The sequence below is a fragment of the Streptomyces sp. NPDC014864 genome, from assembly GCF_043081525.1.
Taxonomy (GTDB): Bacteria; Actinomycetota; Actinomycetes; order Streptomycetales; family Streptomycetaceae; genus Streptomyces.
This window is the reverse complement of sequence record NZ_JBIBWT010000005.1, coordinates 181,727-201,926: the sequence shown is the minus strand read 5'-3', so window position 1 is coordinate 201,926 and position 20,200 is coordinate 181,727. Positions and strand designations below refer to the sequence as shown.

The window sequence follows — 20,200 nt, the reverse complement described above, 5'->3', positions numbered from 1 at the left end:
AGTCGGTTACCAGGACTGCACCCACTCAGCTAGCGTCTTCGCGCCCTTGCTCAGATTGCAGCCCGCGCAGGCCGGAACAATGTTGCTCTCAACGTCCGCCCCGCCCTTGGACAGCGGGTGTACATGGTCGAGATGAGTGGCACGCGCACCGCAGTAGGCGCAGGCATGTCCCCAGCGGTCGAGAATGGCCGTGCGACTGTACGCAACATGCTCGACCCCATAGGCAACCGCCCTGCGCTTATGCGTCAGCTCATGTCGCTTGTCCGGGGGCAGCGAGCGGTAATAGTTCTTAATGTGCTGGGCCTGAGCCTTGCGACGGCAGGTCGAGCACGCAGATGAAGGTTTCTTGGCTTTGCCAGAGAGGAACTGGGCAGCGGGTTTCGCCCGCCCGCATAGTCGGCACACCTTCGGCGCGCTCACCGGACCCACCGGACCTCAGCGCCGTGCATCAGCGCAGACACCAGGGCATCGACATACCGGCCCCAATCCTTACGGGCCTCGACACCAGGGCGAAGCCACACAGTGTCACCCTCCCCCAGCGTTCGAATGTCACCCAGCGCGGGTGCGGAGTCAGCGGAAACGATCACGGGGCACCTCCCAAAATTGGTATGTGGTCAACCCAAGAAAGGGGCCAGCGCGCTAGCACTGACCCCAGTTCCATGGATGCTTACTCAGCGGCCTGACTCAGAAAGTCCGGCGCGACCAGTCGCACATGTTCGGCGCTGATCTCGACCGGCTGAAGAGTCTTCCGGGCGCCTAGGCCCCAGCCGCTTACTGTGCCGGTCGGCTGCACCACCAGCGTAGGAAGCAGTCGACCCCCCACAGCCTTAGTCGTTACGTCCTGCACGATCGCGTCAGTCATCCGGACCCGGTTGCCGTGGCGCACCGCGTACGTCACCAGGTCACCCGCGTACAGTTCCTCGCCTGCGTAGTCCGTGACTACCCCGCGCTTGCCCATCAGACCTGACCCCGCGTGCTGTCAGCGATACGGAGCGCCTGAGCGGCAGCATACACAATCTGCGAGCGGCGCGTGAAGTCCAGATTCACGTACGCGCGTCCGTACAGGTGCATGGCCAGCGTTCCCGCAACCTGGTCGAGCCGGGGCACGATCCTCTCAAGGTCCGTGTTCGGCACAAGGGACACGTTCCCATCAGCCTTACGGATCAGGTAGCGATCACGTCCGGGCGACGGGTGCGGGCCGGACAGCACCTCAGCGGGCATGGCCATGTTGCGGTAACGAACCTTCGTGCCAGCGTTGTACTCGGACACACTCTCTCCTCTTGGGTCGCCTTCGGGGGTAAAGATGAAAGCCACTGGGTCTCTCCTCTCCCACTGGCCCAAGCCCCAGGCTCACGCCGAAGCGTGGCCCAGGGCATCAGGTCAGAAGAGCGGGGCGGTTCCGTGGTCCGGCGCAGCCTCGCGCTCATCGAAGTAGGTAGCCAGTAGCTTTACCGGCACACCCTGAGTCTCAATGCGGGCAGCCGCAACCGCAGCACCAGCGGGCACCAGATGCGCAACCGCCGCGCGAGCCTGGGCCACTCCCCCAGCGATAACCAGGGCGTTGTCAAACTCGCCCGGCTGCACGTCATCGATGCGGACAACTTCGTAAAGCGCCATACTCTCTCCTCTTGCTGCGCAGACGCGCTAGCTGTATTCCGGATCGCCGGTCGGCTCAGGGTCACCTTGCAAGATGCGGCGCCGTCGGCGCTCGCTCAGAACTGCGGGCCGGTAGTGCGGGTGATACGCCCAAAGGGGGCGCCCGATAGCTTCATCAGACGCACCCCTCAGCCACGTTGCCACCCTTGCCCGCTGAGTCTCATTCAGTGGCACGGCGCAGCCTTACCGCTCTTCGGCAATCGCGTCACTGTAGGAACCCAGCACCTCGATAACCGGCTTCCGGAAGGACACGTCAATGCCAGCCTTGTTCGTGTACTGCACGTGCTCAAGCGTCAGACGACACAGCGCCTCACCCTCGACGGCGTCCAGCGCATCCTTAACCTCATGGATGACCTCAGCGAGAGACCAGGCCGTAGCGATCAGCTTCCCGGTACCCAGTTCATAGCCCAGGCCAGCGAGGCGGAACGTGACATTGATCGAGGGGGACGGACCACGGCGCCGCTTCGCAAGGTCCTTACGCTCAGCGAGAGTCGACGGACAACCGCACGGCTGGCCAGCATCCTCCGCAGGCGACAGGAAGAACTCACCATCGCACTCATGCACCGGACCGCCCGGACCCCACAGGATCAGCTTGTCTTCGATGGCCTTGGAACCGTTGATAACGATCTCGACCGAAGGCGACTCAGTCAGGACGTGCAGGTGCATGGCCTTAGTGGGGTCGTACTCATCCGGCGTACCGCCCATCAGCTCAGCGATACCCTCGGCAATCGCCGGATCGTCCGTGAGCACGCGCCAGTTAGCGAGGCTTACCGGGTCCATCTTGCGCGTCTTCTCGTTACGCACCTGCATACCGGACCGGAACTGAAACACGGGGCGCTCATACTCGACCTTGGCCTTACGCGGCTTCGGCTTCGCGTCCGGGTCGGTGTCGAAAATGCGCAGGGCCATAGGGATACCACCATCTCTGTGAATGCGCCTCAGGCGCGCTGTGAGTGAGAGAGGGACAGGCGGGAATTTCTCGCCCCATCGGGCGGTTCTGAACCGCGCTGCCCCTCTCTGATGTGCTGCTAGCGAGTCGGTTACCTGCGCCCCGCGCCCATCAGGCAGCGAGCGGGCACGTCCTTCACAGGCAGCCAGCCCAGGGACGAACACGGGGCACTCACACGCACCCAGGTCCCCACGATCACGAACACCACCAGGACCACGCCGAAGGCAATACCGCCCAGCGCGTCACGATCACGCTTACGCACTCACTTCCCCCGTCGCTGAGTACCGGTCACCAGGGTGCCGTCAGTCGACCAGATGGGGTCACCCAGGACCGTCTTGGACACCGTACGGTCCCAATTGAACGTCTCGCGCAGGTGCAGGAAGAACGGGAACACGTCCGGCTGGCCATTCTCGGCAGCGATACGGACCGGCTTGAACGCAGCCTGATCCTCAGTGATGTGCAGGACCACAGCGCCGTCAAACTCAGGCATGGGCTCAGAGCTGCCGTCCGGCGCGATGATCTTGTCCGCGTTGGCGTAGGCACTCATCTGAAGCGCAACCTCAGGGTAAGTGCTCTTACTGGTCTTCCAGTCGGCCATGACCAGCGCGGGATCACCCTGCGGGTCCGGCTTGCCCTGGTCATCGAGACGCAGGCGAAGAATCCCATCGAAGCTGCCCGCGTACTCATGCGTGTCCGACCAGGCAACATCCTCAGCGCGCACTAGCTCAGGCTGCACGCTGTCGAGAAACGCAGCGAAGTGGCGCTGATACGGGACCATGTCAGGGTGAACCCGCCCGACATGCTGACCCCGGATCATCCGCTCGAACAGATCGTGAGCCTGCGAGCCGACATTCGCGCGCACCTTCGTGTAGCGGTTGGCAGCGCCCTTCAGGTACTGCACGGCGCCGTCACGGTCGCGCTGGGCCATCTGCTCAATGAAGTCAAGCGAGTCGACCGCAAGTTCAGCAACCATCTTCGCTTGCCAGAAAGCCAGGAACGGCTTAGGCAGCATCCCGACCACGCTGGTTACGCCCGGATACTTGATCTCCGGAAAGTCTTCGTTGAAGTAAAAGCGGCTGCCGCTTCGTTGGATAGTTCGGATTGCCACGCTGGCCCCTCTCGTCATCTTCGAGGGATGGCTAGCGAGTCGGTTACCGGTGACGAAGTGACGGTTTGAGGGTTGATCTGAGAATCCCTATAGAAACTCTTAGGGATTACAGGATTGGGGTCTGAATCGTCACTTCGTCACTCTCTCTTCCGCTGTAACGCAGTGTGCCCAGGCCGGCTACCCTCCGTCACAATGGCTGTGCGCCCGCCTGAGGGCATAAAAACGCCCCGCCTGACCACGGGGGCCGAACGGGGCAGTAAGGCGCTCACAGGGCCGACCAGGGCCCACAGCGGGTGCAGATACGGGAAGGGGCCCCAGGCGCATTGCCCAGGGCCCCAGCCAGTGTGTGTCTTACAGGGTGGCGGCGATCATGTCCTTCAGCGCCTTGTACAGGGTTTCCAGCTCTTCGCGGATGGTCTCCTTCGTCTCATCGCTGGCCCCCTCGAAGTCTTCCGGCTTCGCCTTGCGGATGTCGGCCTTCAGCTTTTGGACCACGGCCTTGACCCGCTCATCCGGCGTGGTCTCAGCGGCACCCTCGCCTTCGCCCTCGCCCTCGCCGGAACCCTCGGCAGCGCCCTCGCCCTCGCCCGACTCCAGCGCCCTCGACGCCTGGTAACGCTCGCGTGCCTTTTCGATCTCGCCCTTGAGGCTCACGCCGTACTTGCTGGCGACCCAGACGGACACCGCCACGTCTTCCGGCTTGTCCTTCAGCAGCGCCGCGTAGTGCTCTCGCTCTTCGGCCGCCTCAGCGCTGTCCTCGTCCAGCCCGCGCAGGTACTCAGCCCGCACGTCCGTCCGCTGGGTCTGAACCGCGCGCTTCAGCTTCTTCTGTGCTTCGTCCACCTCGTACGCGTCGGCGCCACCCTTGGCCAGCGCCTCGCCAGCGGCTCGGTACAGAGCGCTGGACGCTTTCTTAGCGGTGTCACTGTCCCCCTTGATGTCCGGGTTGCCATCCTTGTTGGGGATGCGGCGCCACATGTCCAGGATGATCGAGGCAATGTCCTTCGCCGTGGTGCTGGTCTTGATGTGCAGGCGCACACCCTCAGCTACCTTGTCGGCACCCATGGTGACCAGCTCGCTGACACCCTCGTACTCGGTGTAATCCTTCGGCTTCGCCACCTCAGCGCCCTCGACCGTGGCCACCTCAGCGCCCTTGGCTTCCGCCTTCGGCTTCGCCTGAGCGGCAGCCCGCCAGTCGCCCCGGAGGTTTTTCTTCAGCGCTGCGAACGTGATCGGGTTACGGCCCGGCAGTTCCAACCGACCCCGCGACGGGAGCGAGCTGATCAGCGTCTCGGTCTCCTTGCCCAGCTCTTCCAGCCCCTCGACGTTGTCCGCCTCGACCAGCGAAGCGGCGCGCTCAATGTTCGCCTCGATCTGCTCGACCGTGGCGGCCTCAGTGGTGGTCTCGCTCATGATGCTCTCTCCTCTTGTCTCCGCCTCAGCGGCGGGGGTCTTCGCTGCGATCATAACAGGGTCGGCAGCGTAGGCGCGCTGCACAGCAAGGGTCTCGCGGTTCATGTAACCTGGGTCCTTACCCTCAAGCGTCTCGTACTCCGTGGCAATGGCCTTGCACAGCATCAGGGTGTCGGCCGTGGTCTCCCACTTCGGAAGGCCCAGCACCGCCACGCGGATACCGGCAACCGTCTCCAGCGCCCGGATCGTCAGTCGCCATTCCTTGCCATCGCGCTGCACGATGTAACGGAAGGACTCGCCCTCAGCGCGGTACTGGGTGTCCCCAGCGAGGTTCTTCGTCCGCGTGAACTTCATGGCGTGTCCTTCCGTCGGTGTCTTGCAGGACGTACGTTACAGGGTAGGCGGCCCGGCTGTCTACTCCGGGCCACCTACCAATTTTGGTACCTGCTACAGCGAGGCGGGAAGGGCCCTGGTGGCCGTGACTCGCGCGCCGTGCTTCCGGAAGTCCGGCAGCGCCTTGGCCTGCGCGTCCGCAAGGGTCGTCTGGAAGGACCAACCCAGGTGAACCCATCCGGCACCCTCGCTGTGGTGCGGCTGGTCGGCCGTGAAGTATGCCCAGGTCGCGTGAGTCGGGACCTTGCCACCCTTCCAGGCGCGGATGTGGTCGACGCCGTTCGGGTGGGCGATGATGTATTCCTTGCGACCGGCCATGGTCCCTGTCCTTCCGTTGCCCCCGCTCCCTGCGGGGTCTTCAGTATGGGGTACCGGGGGCCACGCTCGCAACCCCCGGCACCTACCAATTTTGGGATGTGGCTACAGGCCAGCGTCGCGCTGCCCGATGAAGTACGCGTGAAGAGCCTTCACCACGTCGTCAAGCCTGCCAGCGTCCAGCGAGCGGAGCATGGTGGCGAACCGCTCAGGTGCGTGCTCTCGCAGGTGCCAGAAACCCATCTGCACCACGCGCACGTACCCGTCTCGGCTCGACCCCGTAGCTATCTCGCGCGCACGCCGCTCGCACGTTTCGGCAGCCTTAGTCTCGCGCTTGCGCTGTGCGTCCATCTCCGCGCGTTCCGCAGCCGTGTAGACCGGCGTCCACCCCTTCCCACCGCACGGCTGGCAAGTGGCCTCAGCGCCGGACGTGAGCGTGATCCAGCCCTTACCCCCGCAGTAGCGGTGCGTCCGCTTCCCAGCCATGCCCACTCCCCTAATAGATCCGATGTGCCCTGAACAGAGAGCGCCAGCGCGATTCACATCCTCAGCCCGCTTCTGACGCATCCATGGCCCCAACCACACGCTTGCCCCACCGCATGGGCCTCAGCGCTTCACGTGGTTGCAAGGTTTCTTGCGTATCTCGCCGTTGCGACGTGGTCTTACCGCCTCTTGACGTTCCCCGGAGTCGTTCTCACTCGCTGCCGCTCTCTGTTCAGTTGTCTTGCGGGACCCAGTAAAGCACTGATGCCCCCAGTCGTGCAACTGGGGGCACCTACCAATTTTGGGATGTGGCTAGCGGCTCATGCGCTCGATATAGGCAGCCTGCCGGTTCCGCTTCAACTGCCCCACGATCCCGGACACCTGGGCCAGCGGGATGCCGAGCAGCGCCGCGCACGCCTGCCTCGCGTCCGCCTGCGCCCTCATCTCCGCTCCCATGGTGCCGGGCTGGACGTAGCGGGGGTGCACTCGCTTCAGCAGCGCCTCGACCATGCGAGCGGGCAGGACGTGCGCCCGACCGTTGGCCCAGACCGTGTGCGTCTCGTCAGCCCGCTGAGCAGCAGCAAGGCCAGCCTTGTAAGCGCGCTCAACCGCAGGGTCCTGGGGCTCGATCAGCGAGTCACGGTGAGCCTCGATCCGGGCGTACCGGGCCACAGCCTCCGCCTCAGTCTCGTGACCGAAGCGGATCGCACGGTTGCCGTTCGGGAGAGTGATCCATCCGCCGCGCTTGCTCATCGTCTTGGCCTTTCGTCGTTGTTGTTGTGCTTACAGCATGACGGACGGCGGGGCAGGATGCAAGTCGGGGCACCTACCAATTTTGGTACGTGAGCAAACGCAAGAAACCCCCGGCTCATCCCAAAATAGGACAAGCCGGGGGCTCAGGTTACACAGCCGCTATGCGCTGGTGCAGGGTCTCGACGGACCCAGTGTTATAGACCACAACGTCTTCGCTGTAGCCGTTGAGATCATTCTCGCTGCGGTGCAGGGCGGCAGCCGCAGGCGTAGTGGGGCGCTCAGGCCGGACGATCCGAACCAGCGTGAAACCGTGTGAGCGCAGCATCGCCGCTTCATTCCAGTACCGGACGTCAGACACCACCACAGGACCGACGGCGCGCTCTAGCTTCCGTGCCAGCGCGCGAGTCCAAAAGTCTTCGTCCAACTCACGAACGGCCTGCCCAGTGTGTTGAAGGATGCGACGCACTTCCGGATAGGTGGTCTTTGCGTAGTCCCAGCCAACATCAGCGAGCAGGCGGGACAGCCGAACAGTGACCCCGTAGCCAGTCGGCACGTACGGGTCCATAGACAGCGTCATTTCCTTCAGCGGGTCAGCGAATGCCATCCGCGTGTAGGCGCGATTCTCGACCAGCCACTGTGCGGCAGTGTCCTTCCCAGACTGGGCCTTACCGATGAGCGCGAGATTACGCATAAACCCTCCCCAGTTGTGATCCTGGGAAGGGTGTAGCGAGTCGGTTACCTACGCACCCAGATAGACGCGCAGGACAGACAGCAGCGAGTCCGCTGGGAAGTCAGGGACGAAGCGCGCGACCAGCGGCAGGACCACAATTGCAGTCGCCACAATCTTGCGCCTGTGCGTCCACACGTACTCGACTGCATTACGCGCTCGCGCGAGGAACCCACGGGCGGGGGCAGCATGATCCGGCATTTATCCTCCGATGGCCTTAGCTATGGTTATTCCGGCGCTCACTATGGCGCCTATGGTTGCTGTAGGTACCGCGTACTTCCAGCGCTCAACACTGCGAAGCCGGGATTCGTGGTCATCTAGCGTCTTGCCCACTTCGGCATTCGACTGTACGAGCGACCGAACGTCATCGCGCAGACCAACAATCTGATCGTAGATTTCCCGCGCGCTGATGGTCACTCCCAGGGGGTCACGTTCCGGGGTCACGAGACGACAGTGAACCCATGCTTTGCACCCAGCTTGACCAGCGAGGCCTTGCCAGGAATTCCGTCATAGGGCCCCCCAACCCCACAACGGCGCTGCCAATCGGCATACGCCTTAACGGTGATCGAGCCAAACGACCCGTCACCCGAATACTTCGAGGCGAGTAGACGCTCAGCGCGTAGCGCGCCCTCGACCAGCCTCACGCCCGCCGCGTAAGTCTGGTGACCCTGGGCAGCGTGCGGGTCCGTTGCGGCAGCCTTGCGCAGCTTCGAGAGGCTAACGCTGGGCTTCGGCGCAGGCGCAGGCTTCGCGGGCGCAGGCACAGGCGCAGGCGCAGCCTTGTTCGCCCAGGCGCGTAGCTCAGCGCGAGTAGCAAAGGTGGACACCGAAGTGTCAACCGGCTTATCGGTGTACTGATGGAACTTCCACGCAGCCTTGATGCCAGGGTCGCCCGGCCTGCCGTTGTAGACAGCGATCCATAGCGCGTCGCCGTAATAGCTCGACTGGTCGCGCTGGGTCCAATAGGACGTGTTGCAGTACAGACCAACTCGATGGGTCGCACCGCGAAGCCGGATCACCTCCTTCAGAAACTCATCCTTTTGAGCGCTGGAGACACCTGCATCTTCCCAGTCAAGCCACAGCACGTCACCAGGCAGCGAGGCAGCCTTGTTGACGAAGTAGGCAGCCTGCGCCTTCATATCTCCAGCGCGCACGAAGTGATAGAACCCCACCACTCGACCAGCGGCGCGAGCATGGGCGGCCTGGGCAGCCATACGCGGGTTTACGTAGCTGACACCTTCGGTCGCCTTCACAAACACGAAGTCGGCGCCGGTCAGGTCAGGCGCGCTCGACTGGTACGCACTTACGTCGATTCCCTTGATACCCAAGATATTTCCTTTCCGTAAGCGGCCCGGGGGTAGACCACACTAGGTAGCTAGCGAGTCGGTAACCCCCGGACCACGTACCAAAATTGGTAGGTGCCTAGCTGACTAGGTTGTCACCAGGCGAAGTGGTACCACCGCTGAAGGTGTAAGTTGCGCTGCCGCTCAGGGACACAGCGGTTGCGGCAGACCAGCCGTTACCGGTCAGGTCATTGAGCGCCACAGTGCTGCCGGTAGCGGTCGAGTCGCCAGTGATCCCGTTCACCGAAGTGCCCTTAATGATGCGGTTGTTAGTAACCATGCCATCAGTCGCAGACGCACCCAGGCGGATACCGGCACCAGCCGCATTTGTAGTCCGGTTGCCAGTGATCAGGAAGTCATTGGATGACCCGACAAAGATGCAGTGGTTAGTAGTGGTGGTGTCGACGTTGTTACCGCTGACAGTCGTACCGGTCGACTGGTTGATATTGATGCCGTTTGACTTCGAGCTACGGACTGTGTTGCCGTTGATCGATCCGCCATCGGAGTAGTTGTTATAAATGCCGGTCGACCCCATCGAGTACACCGTGTTACCGGTCACCACAGGGCGCGAGCAGTATTCGACGTGAATGCCGTTGGCGGTGTCAGCAGCGTTGCCTAGGATCGAGTTACCCGTGATCACCACCTGGTCAACCGTCGCCCCGCTGTAGCCCAGCACGCGGATACCAGAGTCAGCGGCAGGACGCTCGATCGTGTTACCCGTGATCGAGATATTCCGCGAGTTGGCGGAGTAGCCCCCACTGGGGTTCGGGATGGTCAGGCAGATGCCCGATAGTCCGGTGCTGTTGATTACGTTGTTGGCGATCGTGACCCGGCGCCAGCCGTAGCCCCGGATTCCCTCCTGAATCGTGCCCTCAATACGGTTGTTCGTGATCTGGATGCCGTAGTAATAGGCGCCCGAAGCGAGGGTATGCGAGCCGATAGCCCGACCAAACTTCCCGCAGCGAGCAGAGGGGCCGAAGTAACAACCGTCAACAAGGATGTTCTGGGCCGTCGTGTTATCGAAGGCGCCGATCGAGGACGAACCGCTTACAGCGATATCTAGCTGCACCGCCTCGCTGAACTGCCGAGACTGGTCCGAAGAGTTATCCTTGTACCCCAGGAAGTTGCAGTTCAGCACCTGACAGTTTTGCGAAGAGTTGAACTCCACAGCGTGTGCAGTCGACGTGTTCTGCACGGTCAGGTCCCGAAGCGTGACGTTCGACGCGTGAATGAAGTTCATCACGTCCGTTTCAGCGGTCACGCTGCCGTCGGTTCCGTTGAACGCGTTTCCGTCCCAGACACCGCCCAGGACAGTGATGTTGCTGTGTCCCTGGTACGCGTTGAATGCTTCAGTAGAAACGAAGTTGCGAAGTAGGCCAGTGTTACCAATGGCCTTGATCGTGGCGCCGTAGGCGTAAATCGTGGTGTTGTCATAGACAACCAGGAACGTAGAAACGGCGTACGTCTTACCAGGCGTGAACTGGACCAGGCCACCCCCGGAATCCTTGGCATAGTCGAATGCCGACTGAATCGCCGTGGTGTCATCGGTCGAGCCGTCGCCCACAGCGCCGAAAGTCTCGACGTTAACCGTCGACGTGGTATTCAGCCGCTCAAGCATGTACTGAAGGCGACCGGCCGTAATGTCCATACCGGGGCGCCAGGCAGAAACGGGCGTAGACAAGTGAAACTCTCCAGAGGTAAGCGAGGGGGCCACGTACCAAAATTGGTAGGTGACCCCCTCGAACTAAAGCGAGATCAGCGCAGGATGAGCGAGAGACACGCCAGCGCCAGCACTCTGCGACTTGCTCACGCCATTCACCGCGCGCACCACAGTGAAGCGCTGAGAATTGAGCATCGAGAATTCGTCATACGTGAGCGTGACCGGCAGTACGTTTGTGTTGCTGGACGAAAGCAGCGTGCGCGTGCCTACAGACCCAGCGGCAGTCAAAGACGTATCCGTGACGGACGCCTGCCACGCGCCCGGGTCCGCCTGCCCCGCTGGCCACACGCGAGCGCGCAAGGTCGACCCCTGCACGTCAAACACAAGGGTGAACATCTGCCCAGGCGCGTAAGAGTAGGGCGTAGTCACCACCTGTAGGTCAGTCTGCGCACCGGCGACACGCTTCTGTAGCGTCAACTCGACCACGCCACTGGTCTTGAACCCAACCCGCGCGTTGTACAGATTGCCCGTGTCCGAATAGCGCGCCACGAGACCCGCGTAATGCGAACCGCCAGTCGCCGCAACGCTGGTGCTCACGTTCGTCTGAAGCGTCAGATCAGCGAACGGGGACGGCATGACACAGTACCGAGATGTGTTGATACTCGTACACGCGATAAGACCCGCGCTGCCATTGGTCGAGAAATCGGAAGCGCTACCGCCCGAACGGGTCCACACCTGACCAGAGTCCGCAGTGCCCCACCCACTCGATGTAGTGCGGCCGAAGCCGTCAGAGATGGTGTCGCCAACGGCAGTGACCTGCATTTCCTCGCCAGCGATAGCGACACTAAACGGCATGTCCGCTGGGTCATCCGTCCATGGCTGGCCCGCAGTAGTAGTGACCATCAGGCTGGTATCCGTGGCCGTAACGCTGGCCTGCAATTCGGACCCGTCACTGTCCACCTTCGAATACGTGTCATGCTCGACCACAGCAGTATCCCAGGGGCCAGCGGGCACGCAGTTGAACGTGACTTCCCAGCGGTAGAGATCAAGCGTCTCATTCCAGCCCAACACGATCAGGTCTACGTCCTCGTGGGACACCCAACCAGGCAGATCCGTAAGCCGGATCTTGTCACCCTCGCGCATCCCCAGGACGGCCGGGATCAGCGACTCAGCACCAGGCTTGTGAAGCATCACGGTGACGGTCGGATACCGCGCCGCATCCCAGGTGCCGTGGTGCAGTCTCCAGTAGGCAATGGGTTCCGCCTGGTCATCGTTGGCTAGAGACAGCGTGTAGGACGCGTCATAGCGGCCGATACCGTTCGGAGGGGCCTGCACCGATAGCGGGCCATCTTCGAGGACAGCACGGCCGGAACTTCCCCCGTCGCGGGTAACCGTCACGTCGTTGACCACGTTCACGTCATCGTCGACAGGTTCGATATCCGGGCCCAACCCAGGCGCCGTGTAGGACAGTTGAAGCGCTGGGGTCTGGGTGTACATGCTCGACCGGTCCCGGTAGTGCAGGCCGATACGGTGCATGTCCTCAGTGAGCAGTCCACCATCAGCGCCCGCCGCAGCTTCGAACAGGTCGAGTAGCGTATTGCTGCGCTGGAATCCAACAAAGGCAGGCGACAGCGCGCCAGCCGTACGGCTTACCGACACCCCCTCTTCGCCAGCGAGGCGCCGCATACGAGACCAGGAATACTCGCCCGAGTAGGCGTTATCCGACCCGTCAAGTAGCGCGTTATTCGCGTTAGACAGGACGAAGATGTGCCCGATACCCCAACCCTCGGTGCCAGCGCCCCAGTCCCCCACAACGCTGCTCACGCTGCCGCACGTGCCAGTAGCAACCGTGCCGGTGTATCCGCCTGCATCTCCGCCAACGTCCTGCCAGTTGATACGCCAACTGAAGCCGGACCCGTCGGCGTCATCCTGTGCCCAGAACCGAAGGCGCGTCCAGCCGTTGAACACGTCGGCGCCAATGGCTACGCCCTGGTCTACCTGCCGCACATGCCCAGCGTCATAGCCACGGATAATGGCTAGGCCCAGTTGCAGGGTGATATCCCAGCGCCGAATGTAGCCATCCGCAGACGTGAAACTGATGACCTTTGTTGTGTCGGTCGGCGTCTTGTTGTCCGCGTTGTAGACAAACTCGACCTGCCACGCGCCAGGCGTGAACGCAGGCACGTTGCCCACGAAAGCGGCAGATGCCTGTAGCTTCGGCAGCGGCTGCGAGGATGGCAGCGTGTCCCACGAAGCCCAGTCAACGCCAGTCATCGAGGCAGGAAACACGCCGCTGATAGGCGAGTAAGCGCGAGTTGCATCCGTCGACTCTTCCAGAGGCCAGTAGGCGACCGGCTTTCCAGCGGGAATCCGGCGACGCAGCGCAGAGTCAAGCGCCTTAGCACCCTGCCCCAGTCGGCGCATAATGCCGTTGGCCTGGATACTGGTGTACACGTCGGCGTCATCCGTGGTCCACCGCAGAGGCCACGTGCTGATTTCGCCCACGAAACGATCCTCACGCGCACGTATCTCCGCGTGCCCGCCCAGGGACCACAGATTCCCCTGTGCGTCCGTTACAGACGTGCCACGGTCCGGGGCGGCCCGGAAGTCAGGCGAGGCGCTTAGAGCGCCACCTATGGCGTTCCGGATCTCAGCGCGGTAGATCCGGCCATCCGGCGGTATGCGCTGCTCGCTGGGGATGGCAGCCGACCGGTAATGAGTGATCCCTATCTGTACCGGCGCACTGCCAGTGAAGCTAGTTGCCGGACCCGCAACCTTGATCACGCGGGAAAACGCAGCCCAGTCGGTCGAGTCGAGCGAGGCGGCCCAGTAGAAAGTCACTGAGTGGTTACCGGCCCCATCGTCGGCGTCGAACACAGTGCGAAGCGCAGCACGTTCGGGCAGCTTCGGAAGCGGTGCAACGTAGTAACGGCCGGTTCCCACTTCGTCACCATCGAGGGTGCGCCGAAACCAGATGTTCCCCCGGTACAGGGCGATAGACCAGCTTTGCTGACCATCCGCCCACTGGCCTATCAGCCACTGATTGGCAGGGCCGTACCAATTGCCAGCCATCTCGACACGCACGTCTAGGTCCCCACCGGTCCACCTAGCGCCAGCGGCAGCCGTAGACACCTGCGAGCCGGACGTACCGTCAAGCTGTAGGTAGCTGTCCCCCGTGGTCGGCACGCTCAGCCGCACAGGCGTGTTCTGCATCAGCAGACCGTAAAGGGGGCTCATCGCATTCCGGCGCGAATACTTGCCCCCCTTGTTGTTCAGCGTGAAATACAGCGAAGACGGGTCAGCGGCTGAACCCTGATCCCGCAGGCCGCGCGTGATTTGCTTAGCGTCCCTGACATAGACATCAGAACTAACGTCCGTCCAGGAACCGCCTAGCTGTAGCTCAGTGCGGATATCCAGCGGAAAGGTTGCCACCGCCGACCCCTCTCTTATCGTGTGCCAAAGGCAGTCTGTACATTCCCTCGACCGTCGCTCTTCACGAGTCGACGTATCAGGCGCTTCATATCCTCGTCCGTGCCGGTCACATCGAAGGTGAAAGCCTGTTCCTTACGCATGGACGCGGACAGCACGCCCCTCGGCGTAAGGTTCATAGCCATACCAGGAAGGTCCGAAGTCAGACCCTGTAGCTGCTTACGCAGTAGCGGAGTCTGGGCCTCGATACCACGCTGAAAGCCACTGATGACCATACGACCAGCCGGGGTAAGGATGCGCTTATCTAGCGGCGCCGGACCCTTCCAGCTAGTCAGCTTGTTGGTCAGACCCCCCAGCGCAGACTTGACAGACCCGAACATCGACTTAATACCGTTAATGAAGCCCGATATCAGTGACTTACCGGCGCTCAGCAGGATGCCACCCAGGGAACCCAGCGCCGACTTGGCCTTACCAGGAAGCGACTTAACCCAGTTGATAGCGTCCGTGCCCTTGGCCTTCAGCGCAGAAACCAGCTTCGAGCCCGCTGAAGACGCGAGATCCCACAGCTTCGAGCCAAGAGGCGCTAGCGCATTCCAAATCTTGCCCGGCAGCTCCGTGAAAATCTTCCCGATGATGCGGACAGCGCCAACTAGCGCCTGCTTAGCAAACTCCCCAGCCTTGCTGAAGTCACCACGTAGCAGCGCAGCGATAGCCCGGACCGCTGGCACTACCACAGACGTGATAATCAGCGCCAGACCCTTGGCAAAAATCGCCGCAAGCTGCGCGATGATCGGAATCAGGAAGTTGAGGATAGGCACCAGCGCCTGAATCACTTCCCCGATCGCGCCGAAGAGCGGCACCAGCGCCTGAATGATCGGCATTAGCGCAGGCAGTAGGGCGACGACTAGCTGAATGATGGGCGGAATTAGTGGCATGACCGCCTTGACCAACGCAAGGAATGCGTCGACCAGGACAGACAGCACCGGACCCAGCGCGGTAATGACCGGCATCAGCGCCGTACCTAGCTGCACGATGATCGGACCCAGGGCCGTAAGCAGCTTAGACAGGATCGGACCGGCAACCTTCAGCATCTGCCCCATCAGGTCGCCCAGGACAGGCAGGACCGTACCGATTACGGTACCCAGGCCATCGAACACGCCAGACGCAGCGCCGATACCGCTGGAAATCCCGTTAAGGAACCCGGCCAGCGCGTCGCCAACCGTGGTGAAAAGTGCACCTAGCGACTCTACAACCGGCTGCGCCTTTTCCATGATAGGGACCATGCCCTTGACCAGGCCGTTTACCAGCCCGCCAATGCCCTCGACCAGCGGCTGAATCATCGGACCGGCAGCCTTGAACAGCTTCCCCAGGCTGGGTGCTAGGTCATCAAAGATTTTCTTTAGCTGACCCGCAGCGTCCTTAATGGGCTGAACCATCGGCTGAGTAAGCGAGGCCATCTGTGACTTCACATGGTCGCCCAGGTCCTTAAAGGCAGCCTGCACACCCTTGTTCTCAGCGGCAAACTTCGCGCCTAGGCCCACAACCGCGAGGGGCACAGCAGCGATAGCGCCAGCGGCGCCAACGGCCCCCAGGCTCAGCACGCCGAAAGCCTTGGACAACCCGCCCAGGGTGGACACCCCGACCCGGCCTAGTCCCTTAATGCCGTTGCTCATCTGCGTTGCTGCGGTGCTGCCCAGGCTGCGCATGACCTGACCGATTCCGCCCAGCGCATCCCGCATCCGCTGACCATTGGTCATCATGGCGTGCGCTGAGGATAGGACCCGACCGTCAAGACGGCGCCAGTTACCCTCAGCATCCTGCGTCATGCCGGATGTGGTGGCGCCGATAGCCCGGATAGCGGTAGCGGCCCGGCGCGCACCTGCCGTAACTCGATCGGTGTCAATGCCAAGCTGTACCGTTAGCGAAGCCAGCGTGGCCACAGGGCACCCCCCTCTCTCTGTATCACGTACCAAAATTGGTAGGTGCCCTATTCGGGCTTATGAATGACCCCGCCCAAGGCCGTGTTTGCCTTCAGCACTTCCTGCCATATTTCCTGCGCTGTCTTCCTGCGCTTGAACCAGGTTGGCAGGAAGTCCGAAGGTTTCGCCCGTTTCTTCGAGCCTGCGCTGTTGTGCACAGTGGCAGCAACGATGCTGGACGCAATTTCATTGCGAAGCCGGATATCGAGCGGGCCGGTAACCCGCTCGTACGCCATCCATTCGGTTAGTTCCCGGGACGACGTACGAGCGAGCAAATCCCGCACCGGCATCCCCAGGAAGCCAGCGAGGCGGAAGTAAAACTGACGCTCAGGGCGGTTGACTAGTTTCCCGTCAGTTCCTCAACGTCATCGTCACTGAGGCCGGACAGACGCGAAGCAACCTCGACCACGCGGGTAAGCGCCTGCGCGCTCTTCTCGCCCAGCCGCCTAGTCTCCGCCTCGCTGCGGAATAGGCGCTTACCGTCCTGGTCGACCAGACAAGCCGCAGCTAGGCGCGCGCGGTAACGCTCCATAGCCTTGTCCTTGTCCACACCGTTCATGTTCTTATTGAGCATCGACGCCTCGAAGCGGTCACGCTCGGTGCCGGACATGCCCTGGACTAGAACACTGCCGCCCCACTCAGGGACCTCGACCGCCTCTCGCTGAAGGTCATCAGCGTTGAGAATGTCATCAGCAGAAAGAAACAACAGGATCACACCCCAGGGGTAATGGCAGGCTTACCGGACACCTTGAACTTCAGCTCAGCGGACAGCTTGTCGTCCACCGGCGCTTCCTGACTGAAGCCGGTCAGGATCAGCTTTAGGGCCCACTCGCCCAGAGCCTGTGGAAAGACCATCTTGTAATTGCGCGGGGCAGTGTCCTCGAAGTCAGCCACTAGCACGTCATGCACGGACGGGTCATAGTTGATACTGATGGTCACCTCACCAGCGTCCTTCAGGCCGCCAATGAACTCACGCCAGCCATTCGCAGAATCATGCGCAGTAACGTCGTACGTCTCGCGCTCGATCTCCGGGCCCTTGACGCTGGTCACAGCGCCGATAGCGGTGAATACCTCAGTGGCAGCGCCGTCGCCACGCTGTAGCGCAATACCGAAAGCGTCGATACCGGACACGCGGTTACTCCTTTGTCATGTGGACCCGGTACTGCGCGTTTAGGTGGCGCGTACGCGGGTCTGGGTCATCTAGTGTTTGGTGCTGGGTGTGCTTGATGAACACGTCACGGAACCCAGTAACAGTCAGGGGCACGCGGTCAAGGGCAGCGTCGACAGCGGCAAACAGGTCGTATAGCTCGCTCGCGCCCGGCGCCTGCGACCACACGTGAATCGTCACTAGGGCATTGAGCCCCTGCGCATCGTGCGAGTCGTCCGGAAATTCGGTAATGGAACCGATCGTGATAAACGGGAACGGGGCGGGTTCCGGCACCTGGTCATACACGCGACCAGCGAGCGAGGGCGCCGCATTTAGCTTCGAGTAGACAGCCGACTGAAGCGGCGCCATAGCGGTAGCCATCTCACCACCTGCCTAGGAAGCGAGGCACTTCGCGCCGCATGGCACGCTCGCCGGAACGCGCGTGAATCTGGGCAGCCGGGCCAAGGAACGGCTGATCTTGCATCTTGCTCGTCCCTTTCTCGACGTAATACGCGTACTCGCGCACCTTGCCTGGGCCAATCTGCACCCAGGCCTTCCCAGAGTGGGTGTTCACCTTGGCTTCGATGCTGCGAGCGAGGGCGCCCGTACGCTTCGGCGCAAGTTCCTTAGCTGTCTTTTCCAGATCAGCGGCCCACTGTGCTAGGGCAGCATTCCGCGCATCATTCATGCGCTGGGGCAGCAAGCCGATACGGGCCAGCGCGGTGCGCATTCCTCGAAGACCAGATGCCATTACGTGCCCGCCTGTCTGTGCAGCGTGTCAGCGCGGAGATACGTACCGGCGACACTGGGCTGATAGGTGGCCAGCACCAGGAACACGTCAGAACCGCGCCGCAATTCGTCGCCTCGCTGCACATCAGCATTCGGCAGCAGGTAGACCACGTGCGTAAGACTGTCGCCATGCTGGGCACCTATCGTGCGCTCAACGGCAGTCGGCTGACTGAAGCGGCAGCGCACGGGGCCATGGTCGACCCAGGCGCGCGTGTACCCGCCCATGCCATCGGGTGTGCGCTGATCCCGGTACACATCGGCGGACACGTTCAACATGCGGGCTAGTCGGCTCACTTCGACCGCCCGAAGCTGATCGAACCCCCGAAGCGGGCAGCCAGGCGGTTGCGCTGGAAGTCAGAGAGGGACATGCCCCCTGTCTCGCTGTCTGCGTAGGTGACGGAGTAATCGCCAATACGCTCCGACGTGACCGCGCGGCCCATCGGTTCACCAGCACGCAGCGCGACTAGCGCCTGACCGGCAAGCCTGCACACCAGGTCGACAATGTCAGCGGGCACAGCGGGCAGGCCGTGCGTGTACGTGACCTCGACCGCAGTACCCTCGGCAAAGCCGTGAGGGCGCGCTAGAGCGCCTGATACAAGCGTCCAGTCCGTACATGCCACCCCATCGATAGAAACGGCTGAGACGGCCGTGACAGGCTTCCCAGGCAGGTGCAGGCGCGAAGTCGTACCCTGCCCTTCCAGCGTCACGGTCCCAGTCGTCTCGCTGATAGGCGACCCAGCGGCCTCGCGCACGAGCGTGGAAGCCACGTCAAGGTATACGCCGACCGGACCAACCTCTGTCGAATCCACAGTGACACCACGCGCTGTCAGGTCATCGACAGTCGCCAATGGAGCTAGCGTCATGGGTCACCCTCTCTTACTTCGCGGCAGGCTTACGCGCACCAGCGGGGGTCAGAACCTTGACGGACTCTAGATCTTCGGACCGCACTAGCTTCCGGAAGTACGCTAGCTGCTCGCCATCCTCGTCAAGCGAAAGCCGGACAGTCTGACCGGCGCCGTTCACAATCTCAACAGGCACTAGGGCCATGGGTAAAACTCCTCAAATCTAGGTGCGAAGCTTGGGGCAAGGGTGGGGGTCACATACCGAAATTGGTAGGTGACCCCCACTCACTCACGCAGGTCAGGAAGGCAGACCCGTGGTCACGTCAACGTCCATGACAGCCAGCGCCTCAGGGCGAACAACCTTCGCGCCGTACAGGTGCAGACCCTTGATCGCGTCACTGAAGGACGACTGAGGACGGTACGCCTCAACCTTGTTGATCTGCTCGGCGTACGTGGTGGCCATCGAGTGACCCGCAACCACGTAGTTGGAGACGGCCGGGGCAGTGCCAGCGGTGCCCTGCGGCAGCGTCAGGGAAACCATGACGTTGAAGCCCAGGATGCGGCCAACCTCACCATTCTTAATGGGGGTCGAGTCGCCATAGCGGGCAGCATCGATGAATCGCTGATCCTGAAGGATGAGCGCGTAGAACTCAGGCGAGACAACGCAGAACCGGTCAGCGGTAGGCGCCTTCGCCTTGTCCAGCTTCAGCTTTAGGGCTAGGACGATCTTGTATGCGTCATCCGGCGTAGTGGCAGCACCAGCGGTCAGGACGTTGCCAGCGTTGGCAACCATGATGCCGGAAATGAAGGTGTCGGAAGTCTCAGCCAGCGCAAACGCCGACTCGCCCGCAGCCTTAGTCAGAAGCTGACCACCGTCACGCGCCTGACGCGCGTCAACGTCGTCCACCTCGAAAGCGAAATACTTCGACTGGTCGATGAGTAGGGTCTGGTCAGTCGTGGTCAGCGTCTGCGGGTCAATCGCAGTGCTGTTCTTCGTGTAGGTCGAGATGGTCGGGCGGCCCAGCGAACCAATGTGAACGGTGTCACCGAAGCTGGAAACTTCGCCTTCGTAGTCACGGTTAATGACTCCGCCCTGGCCGAACACTAGCGACTCACGAAGAGCAACTAGCAGGTTGGCAGACCAAATCTCAGGAATGAAAGTGTCAACGGCCACGCCGTTACTCCCTATGTGTAGGCGCGCACAACAAAGGGCC

At 62.1% G+C, this 20,200-nt stretch carries 23 protein-coding genes; all 23 read right to left on the bottom strand.

The window, feature by feature from the left end:
• Positions 1 to 6: 6 nt before the first annotated feature.
• The 23 genes from ACF1A5_RS11425 to ACF1A5_RS11315 all read right to left on the bottom strand — a co-directional run bounded on the left by ACF1A5_RS11425 (position 7) and on the right by ACF1A5_RS11315 (position 20,160).
• Positions 7 to 405: an HNH endonuclease gene (locus ACF1A5_RS11425; protein ID WP_392192783.1), complete on the bottom strand. Its 399-nt coding sequence runs from the start codon at positions 403 to 405 to the stop codon at positions 7 to 9.
• Between the two features lie 552 nt (positions 406 to 957).
• Positions 958 to 1,269 carry a hypothetical protein gene (locus ACF1A5_RS11420; protein WP_392192608.1) on the bottom strand — a complete coding sequence of 104 codons (312 nt, stop codon included), beginning with the start codon at positions 1,267 to 1,269 and terminating at the stop codon, positions 958 to 960.
• A 111-nt stretch (positions 1,270 to 1,380) separates the two neighbouring features.
• Positions 1,381 to 1,617 carry a hypothetical protein gene (locus ACF1A5_RS11415; RefSeq protein ID WP_392192607.1) on the bottom strand — a complete coding sequence of 79 codons (237 nt, stop codon included), beginning with the start codon at positions 1,615 to 1,617 and terminating at the stop codon, positions 1,381 to 1,383.
• A gap of 222 nt (positions 1,618 to 1,839) precedes the next feature.
• On the bottom strand, positions 1,840 to 2,565 hold the full coding sequence (locus ACF1A5_RS11410; RefSeq protein ID WP_392192606.1) for a hypothetical protein: 726 nt from the start codon (positions 2,563 to 2,565) through the stop codon (positions 1,840 to 1,842).
• Positions 2,566 to 2,696: 131 nt separating this feature from the next.
• The gene (locus ACF1A5_RS11405) at positions 2,697 to 2,867 is read right to left on the bottom strand and encodes a hypothetical protein (RefSeq protein ID WP_392192605.1); all 171 of its coding nucleotides are present in this window, start codon (positions 2,865 to 2,867) and stop codon (positions 2,697 to 2,699) included.
• A complete protein-coding gene (locus ACF1A5_RS11400; RefSeq protein ID WP_392192604.1) occupies positions 2,868 to 3,713 on the bottom strand; it encodes a hypothetical protein in 846 nt (281 codons plus the stop codon).
• Between the two features lie 351 nt (positions 3,714 to 4,064).
• Complete coding sequence (locus ACF1A5_RS11395; RefSeq protein ID WP_392192603.1) at positions 4,065 to 5,480, bottom strand: hypothetical protein; 1,416 nt, start codon at positions 5,478 to 5,480, stop codon at positions 4,065 to 4,067.
• Between the two features lie 93 nt (positions 5,481 to 5,573).
• Positions 5,574 to 5,837, bottom strand: coding sequence for a hypothetical protein (locus tag ACF1A5_RS11390; RefSeq protein WP_392192602.1), 264 nt, complete (start codon positions 5,835 to 5,837; stop codon positions 5,574 to 5,576).
• Between the two features lie 102 nt (positions 5,838 to 5,939).
• Complete coding sequence (locus ACF1A5_RS11385) at positions 5,940 to 6,320, bottom strand: hypothetical protein (RefSeq protein WP_392192601.1); 381 nt, start codon at positions 6,318 to 6,320, stop codon at positions 5,940 to 5,942.
• A gap of 309 nt (positions 6,321 to 6,629) precedes the next feature.
• Complete coding sequence (locus tag ACF1A5_RS11380; RefSeq protein ID WP_392192600.1) at positions 6,630 to 7,070, bottom strand: hypothetical protein; 441 nt, start codon at positions 7,068 to 7,070, stop codon at positions 6,630 to 6,632.
• Positions 7,071 to 7,218: 148 nt separating this feature from the next.
• Positions 7,219 to 7,761 (bottom strand): hypothetical protein, encoded by a 543-nt coding sequence (locus ACF1A5_RS11375; RefSeq protein WP_392192599.1) that lies wholly within the window; start codon positions 7,759 to 7,761, stop codon positions 7,219 to 7,221.
• Between the two features lie 476 nt (positions 7,762 to 8,237).
• Positions 8,238 to 9,125, bottom strand: coding sequence for a glycoside hydrolase family 25 protein (locus ACF1A5_RS11370; RefSeq protein ID WP_392192598.1), 888 nt, complete (start codon positions 9,123 to 9,125; stop codon positions 8,238 to 8,240).
• A 94-nt stretch (positions 9,126 to 9,219) separates the two neighbouring features.
• Positions 9,220 to 10,758, bottom strand: a complete 1,539-nt coding sequence (locus tag ACF1A5_RS11365; protein ID WP_392192597.1) for a right-handed parallel beta-helix repeat-containing protein — start codon at positions 10,756 to 10,758, stop codon at positions 9,220 to 9,222.
• A gap of 126 nt (positions 10,759 to 10,884) precedes the next feature.
• Complete coding sequence (locus tag ACF1A5_RS11360) at positions 10,885 to 14,232, bottom strand: hypothetical protein (RefSeq protein WP_392192596.1); 3,348 nt, start codon at positions 14,230 to 14,232, stop codon at positions 10,885 to 10,887.
• Between the two features lie 14 nt (positions 14,233 to 14,246).
• Positions 14,247 to 16,055 carry a hypothetical protein gene (locus ACF1A5_RS11355; RefSeq protein ID WP_392192595.1) on the bottom strand — a complete coding sequence of 603 codons (1,809 nt, stop codon included), beginning with the start codon at positions 16,053 to 16,055 and terminating at the stop codon, positions 14,247 to 14,249.
• Between the two features lie 161 nt (positions 16,056 to 16,216).
• Entirely contained in the window at positions 16,217 to 16,444 is a 228-nt protein-coding gene (locus ACF1A5_RS11350; RefSeq protein WP_392192594.1) for a hypothetical protein, read from the bottom strand.
• A gap of 104 nt (positions 16,445 to 16,548) precedes the next feature.
• Positions 16,549 to 16,923, bottom strand: a complete 375-nt coding sequence (locus tag ACF1A5_RS11345) for a hypothetical protein (RefSeq protein WP_392192593.1) — start codon at positions 16,921 to 16,923, stop codon at positions 16,549 to 16,551.
• A complete protein-coding gene (locus tag ACF1A5_RS11340; protein ID WP_392192592.1) occupies positions 16,920 to 17,339 on the bottom strand; it encodes a phage tail tube protein in 420 nt (139 codons plus the stop codon). Before ACF1A5_RS11340 ends, ACF1A5_RS11345 begins: the two co-directional genes overlap by 4 nt.
• A 4-nt stretch (positions 17,340 to 17,343) precedes the next feature.
• Positions 17,344 to 17,736, bottom strand: coding sequence for a DUF3168 domain-containing protein (locus ACF1A5_RS11335; RefSeq protein ID WP_392192591.1), 393 nt, complete (start codon positions 17,734 to 17,736; stop codon positions 17,344 to 17,346).
• Between the two features lies 1 nt (position 17,737).
• On the bottom strand, positions 17,738 to 18,085 hold the full coding sequence (locus ACF1A5_RS11330; protein ID WP_392192590.1) for an HK97-gp10 family putative phage morphogenesis protein: 348 nt from the start codon (positions 18,083 to 18,085) through the stop codon (positions 17,738 to 17,740).
• 20 nt (positions 18,086 to 18,105) lie between these two features.
• Positions 18,106 to 18,420, bottom strand: a complete 315-nt coding sequence (locus ACF1A5_RS11325; protein ID WP_392192589.1) for a head-tail adaptor protein — start codon at positions 18,418 to 18,420, stop codon at positions 18,106 to 18,108.
• Positions 18,421 to 18,434: 14 nt separating this feature from the next.
• Positions 18,435 to 18,851, bottom strand: coding sequence for a hypothetical protein (locus ACF1A5_RS11320; RefSeq protein ID WP_392192588.1), 417 nt, complete (start codon positions 18,849 to 18,851; stop codon positions 18,435 to 18,437).
• A gap of 433 nt (positions 18,852 to 19,284) precedes the next feature.
• Positions 19,285 to 20,160, bottom strand: a complete 876-nt coding sequence (locus tag ACF1A5_RS11315) for a P22 phage major capsid protein family protein (protein WP_392192587.1) — start codon at positions 20,158 to 20,160, stop codon at positions 19,285 to 19,287.
• Positions 20,161 to 20,200 lie beyond the last annotated feature (40 nt).

Bases quoted from the DNA above. Each gene is read 5' to 3' on its own strand.
- ACF1A5_RS11380 (WP_392192600.1), bottom strand. From the start codon at position 7,070: ATGAGCAAGCGCGGCGGATGGATCACTCTCCCGAACGGCAACCGTGCG.
- ACF1A5_RS11390 (WP_392192602.1), bottom strand. From the start codon at position 5,837: ATGGCCGGTCGCAAGGAATACATCATCGCCCACCCGAACGGCGTCGAC.
- ACF1A5_RS11325 (WP_392192589.1), bottom strand. From the start codon at position 18,420: ATGTTGAACGTGTCCGCCGATGTGTACCGGGATCAGCGCACACCCGAT.
- ACF1A5_RS11335 (WP_392192591.1), bottom strand. From the start codon at position 17,736: ATGGCTACCGCTATGGCGCCGCTTCAGTCGGCTGTCTACTCGAAGCTA.
- ACF1A5_RS11330 (WP_392192590.1), bottom strand. From the start codon at position 18,085: ATGCGCACCGCGCTGGCCCGTATCGGCTTGCTGCCCCAGCGCATGAAT.
- ACF1A5_RS11375 (WP_392192599.1), bottom strand. From the start codon at position 7,761: ATGCGTAATCTCGCGCTCATCGGTAAGGCCCAGTCTGGGAAGGACACT.
- ACF1A5_RS11350 (WP_392192594.1), bottom strand. From the start codon at position 16,444: ATGGCGTACGAGCGGGTTACCGGCCCGCTCGATATCCGGCTTCGCAAT.
- ACF1A5_RS11385 (WP_392192601.1), bottom strand. From the start codon at position 6,320: ATGGCTGGGAAGCGGACGCACCGCTACTGCGGGGGTAAGGGCTGGATC.
- ACF1A5_RS11395 (WP_392192603.1), bottom strand. From the start codon at position 5,480: ATGAAGTTCACGCGGACGAAGAACCTCGCTGGGGACACCCAGTACCGC.
- ACF1A5_RS11410 (WP_392192606.1), bottom strand. From the start codon at position 2,565: ATGGCCCTGCGCATTTTCGACACCGACCCGGACGCGAAGCCGAAGCCG.
- ACF1A5_RS11355 (WP_392192595.1), bottom strand. From the start codon at position 16,055: ATGACGCAGGATGCTGAGGGTAACTGGCGCCGTCTTGACGGTCGGGTC.
- ACF1A5_RS11415 (WP_392192607.1), bottom strand. From the start codon at position 1,617: ATGGCGCTTTACGAAGTTGTCCGCATCGATGACGTGCAGCCGGGCGAG.
- ACF1A5_RS11365 (WP_392192597.1), bottom strand. From the start codon at position 10,758: ATGCTTGAGCGGCTGAATACCACGTCGACGGTTAACGTCGAGACTTTC.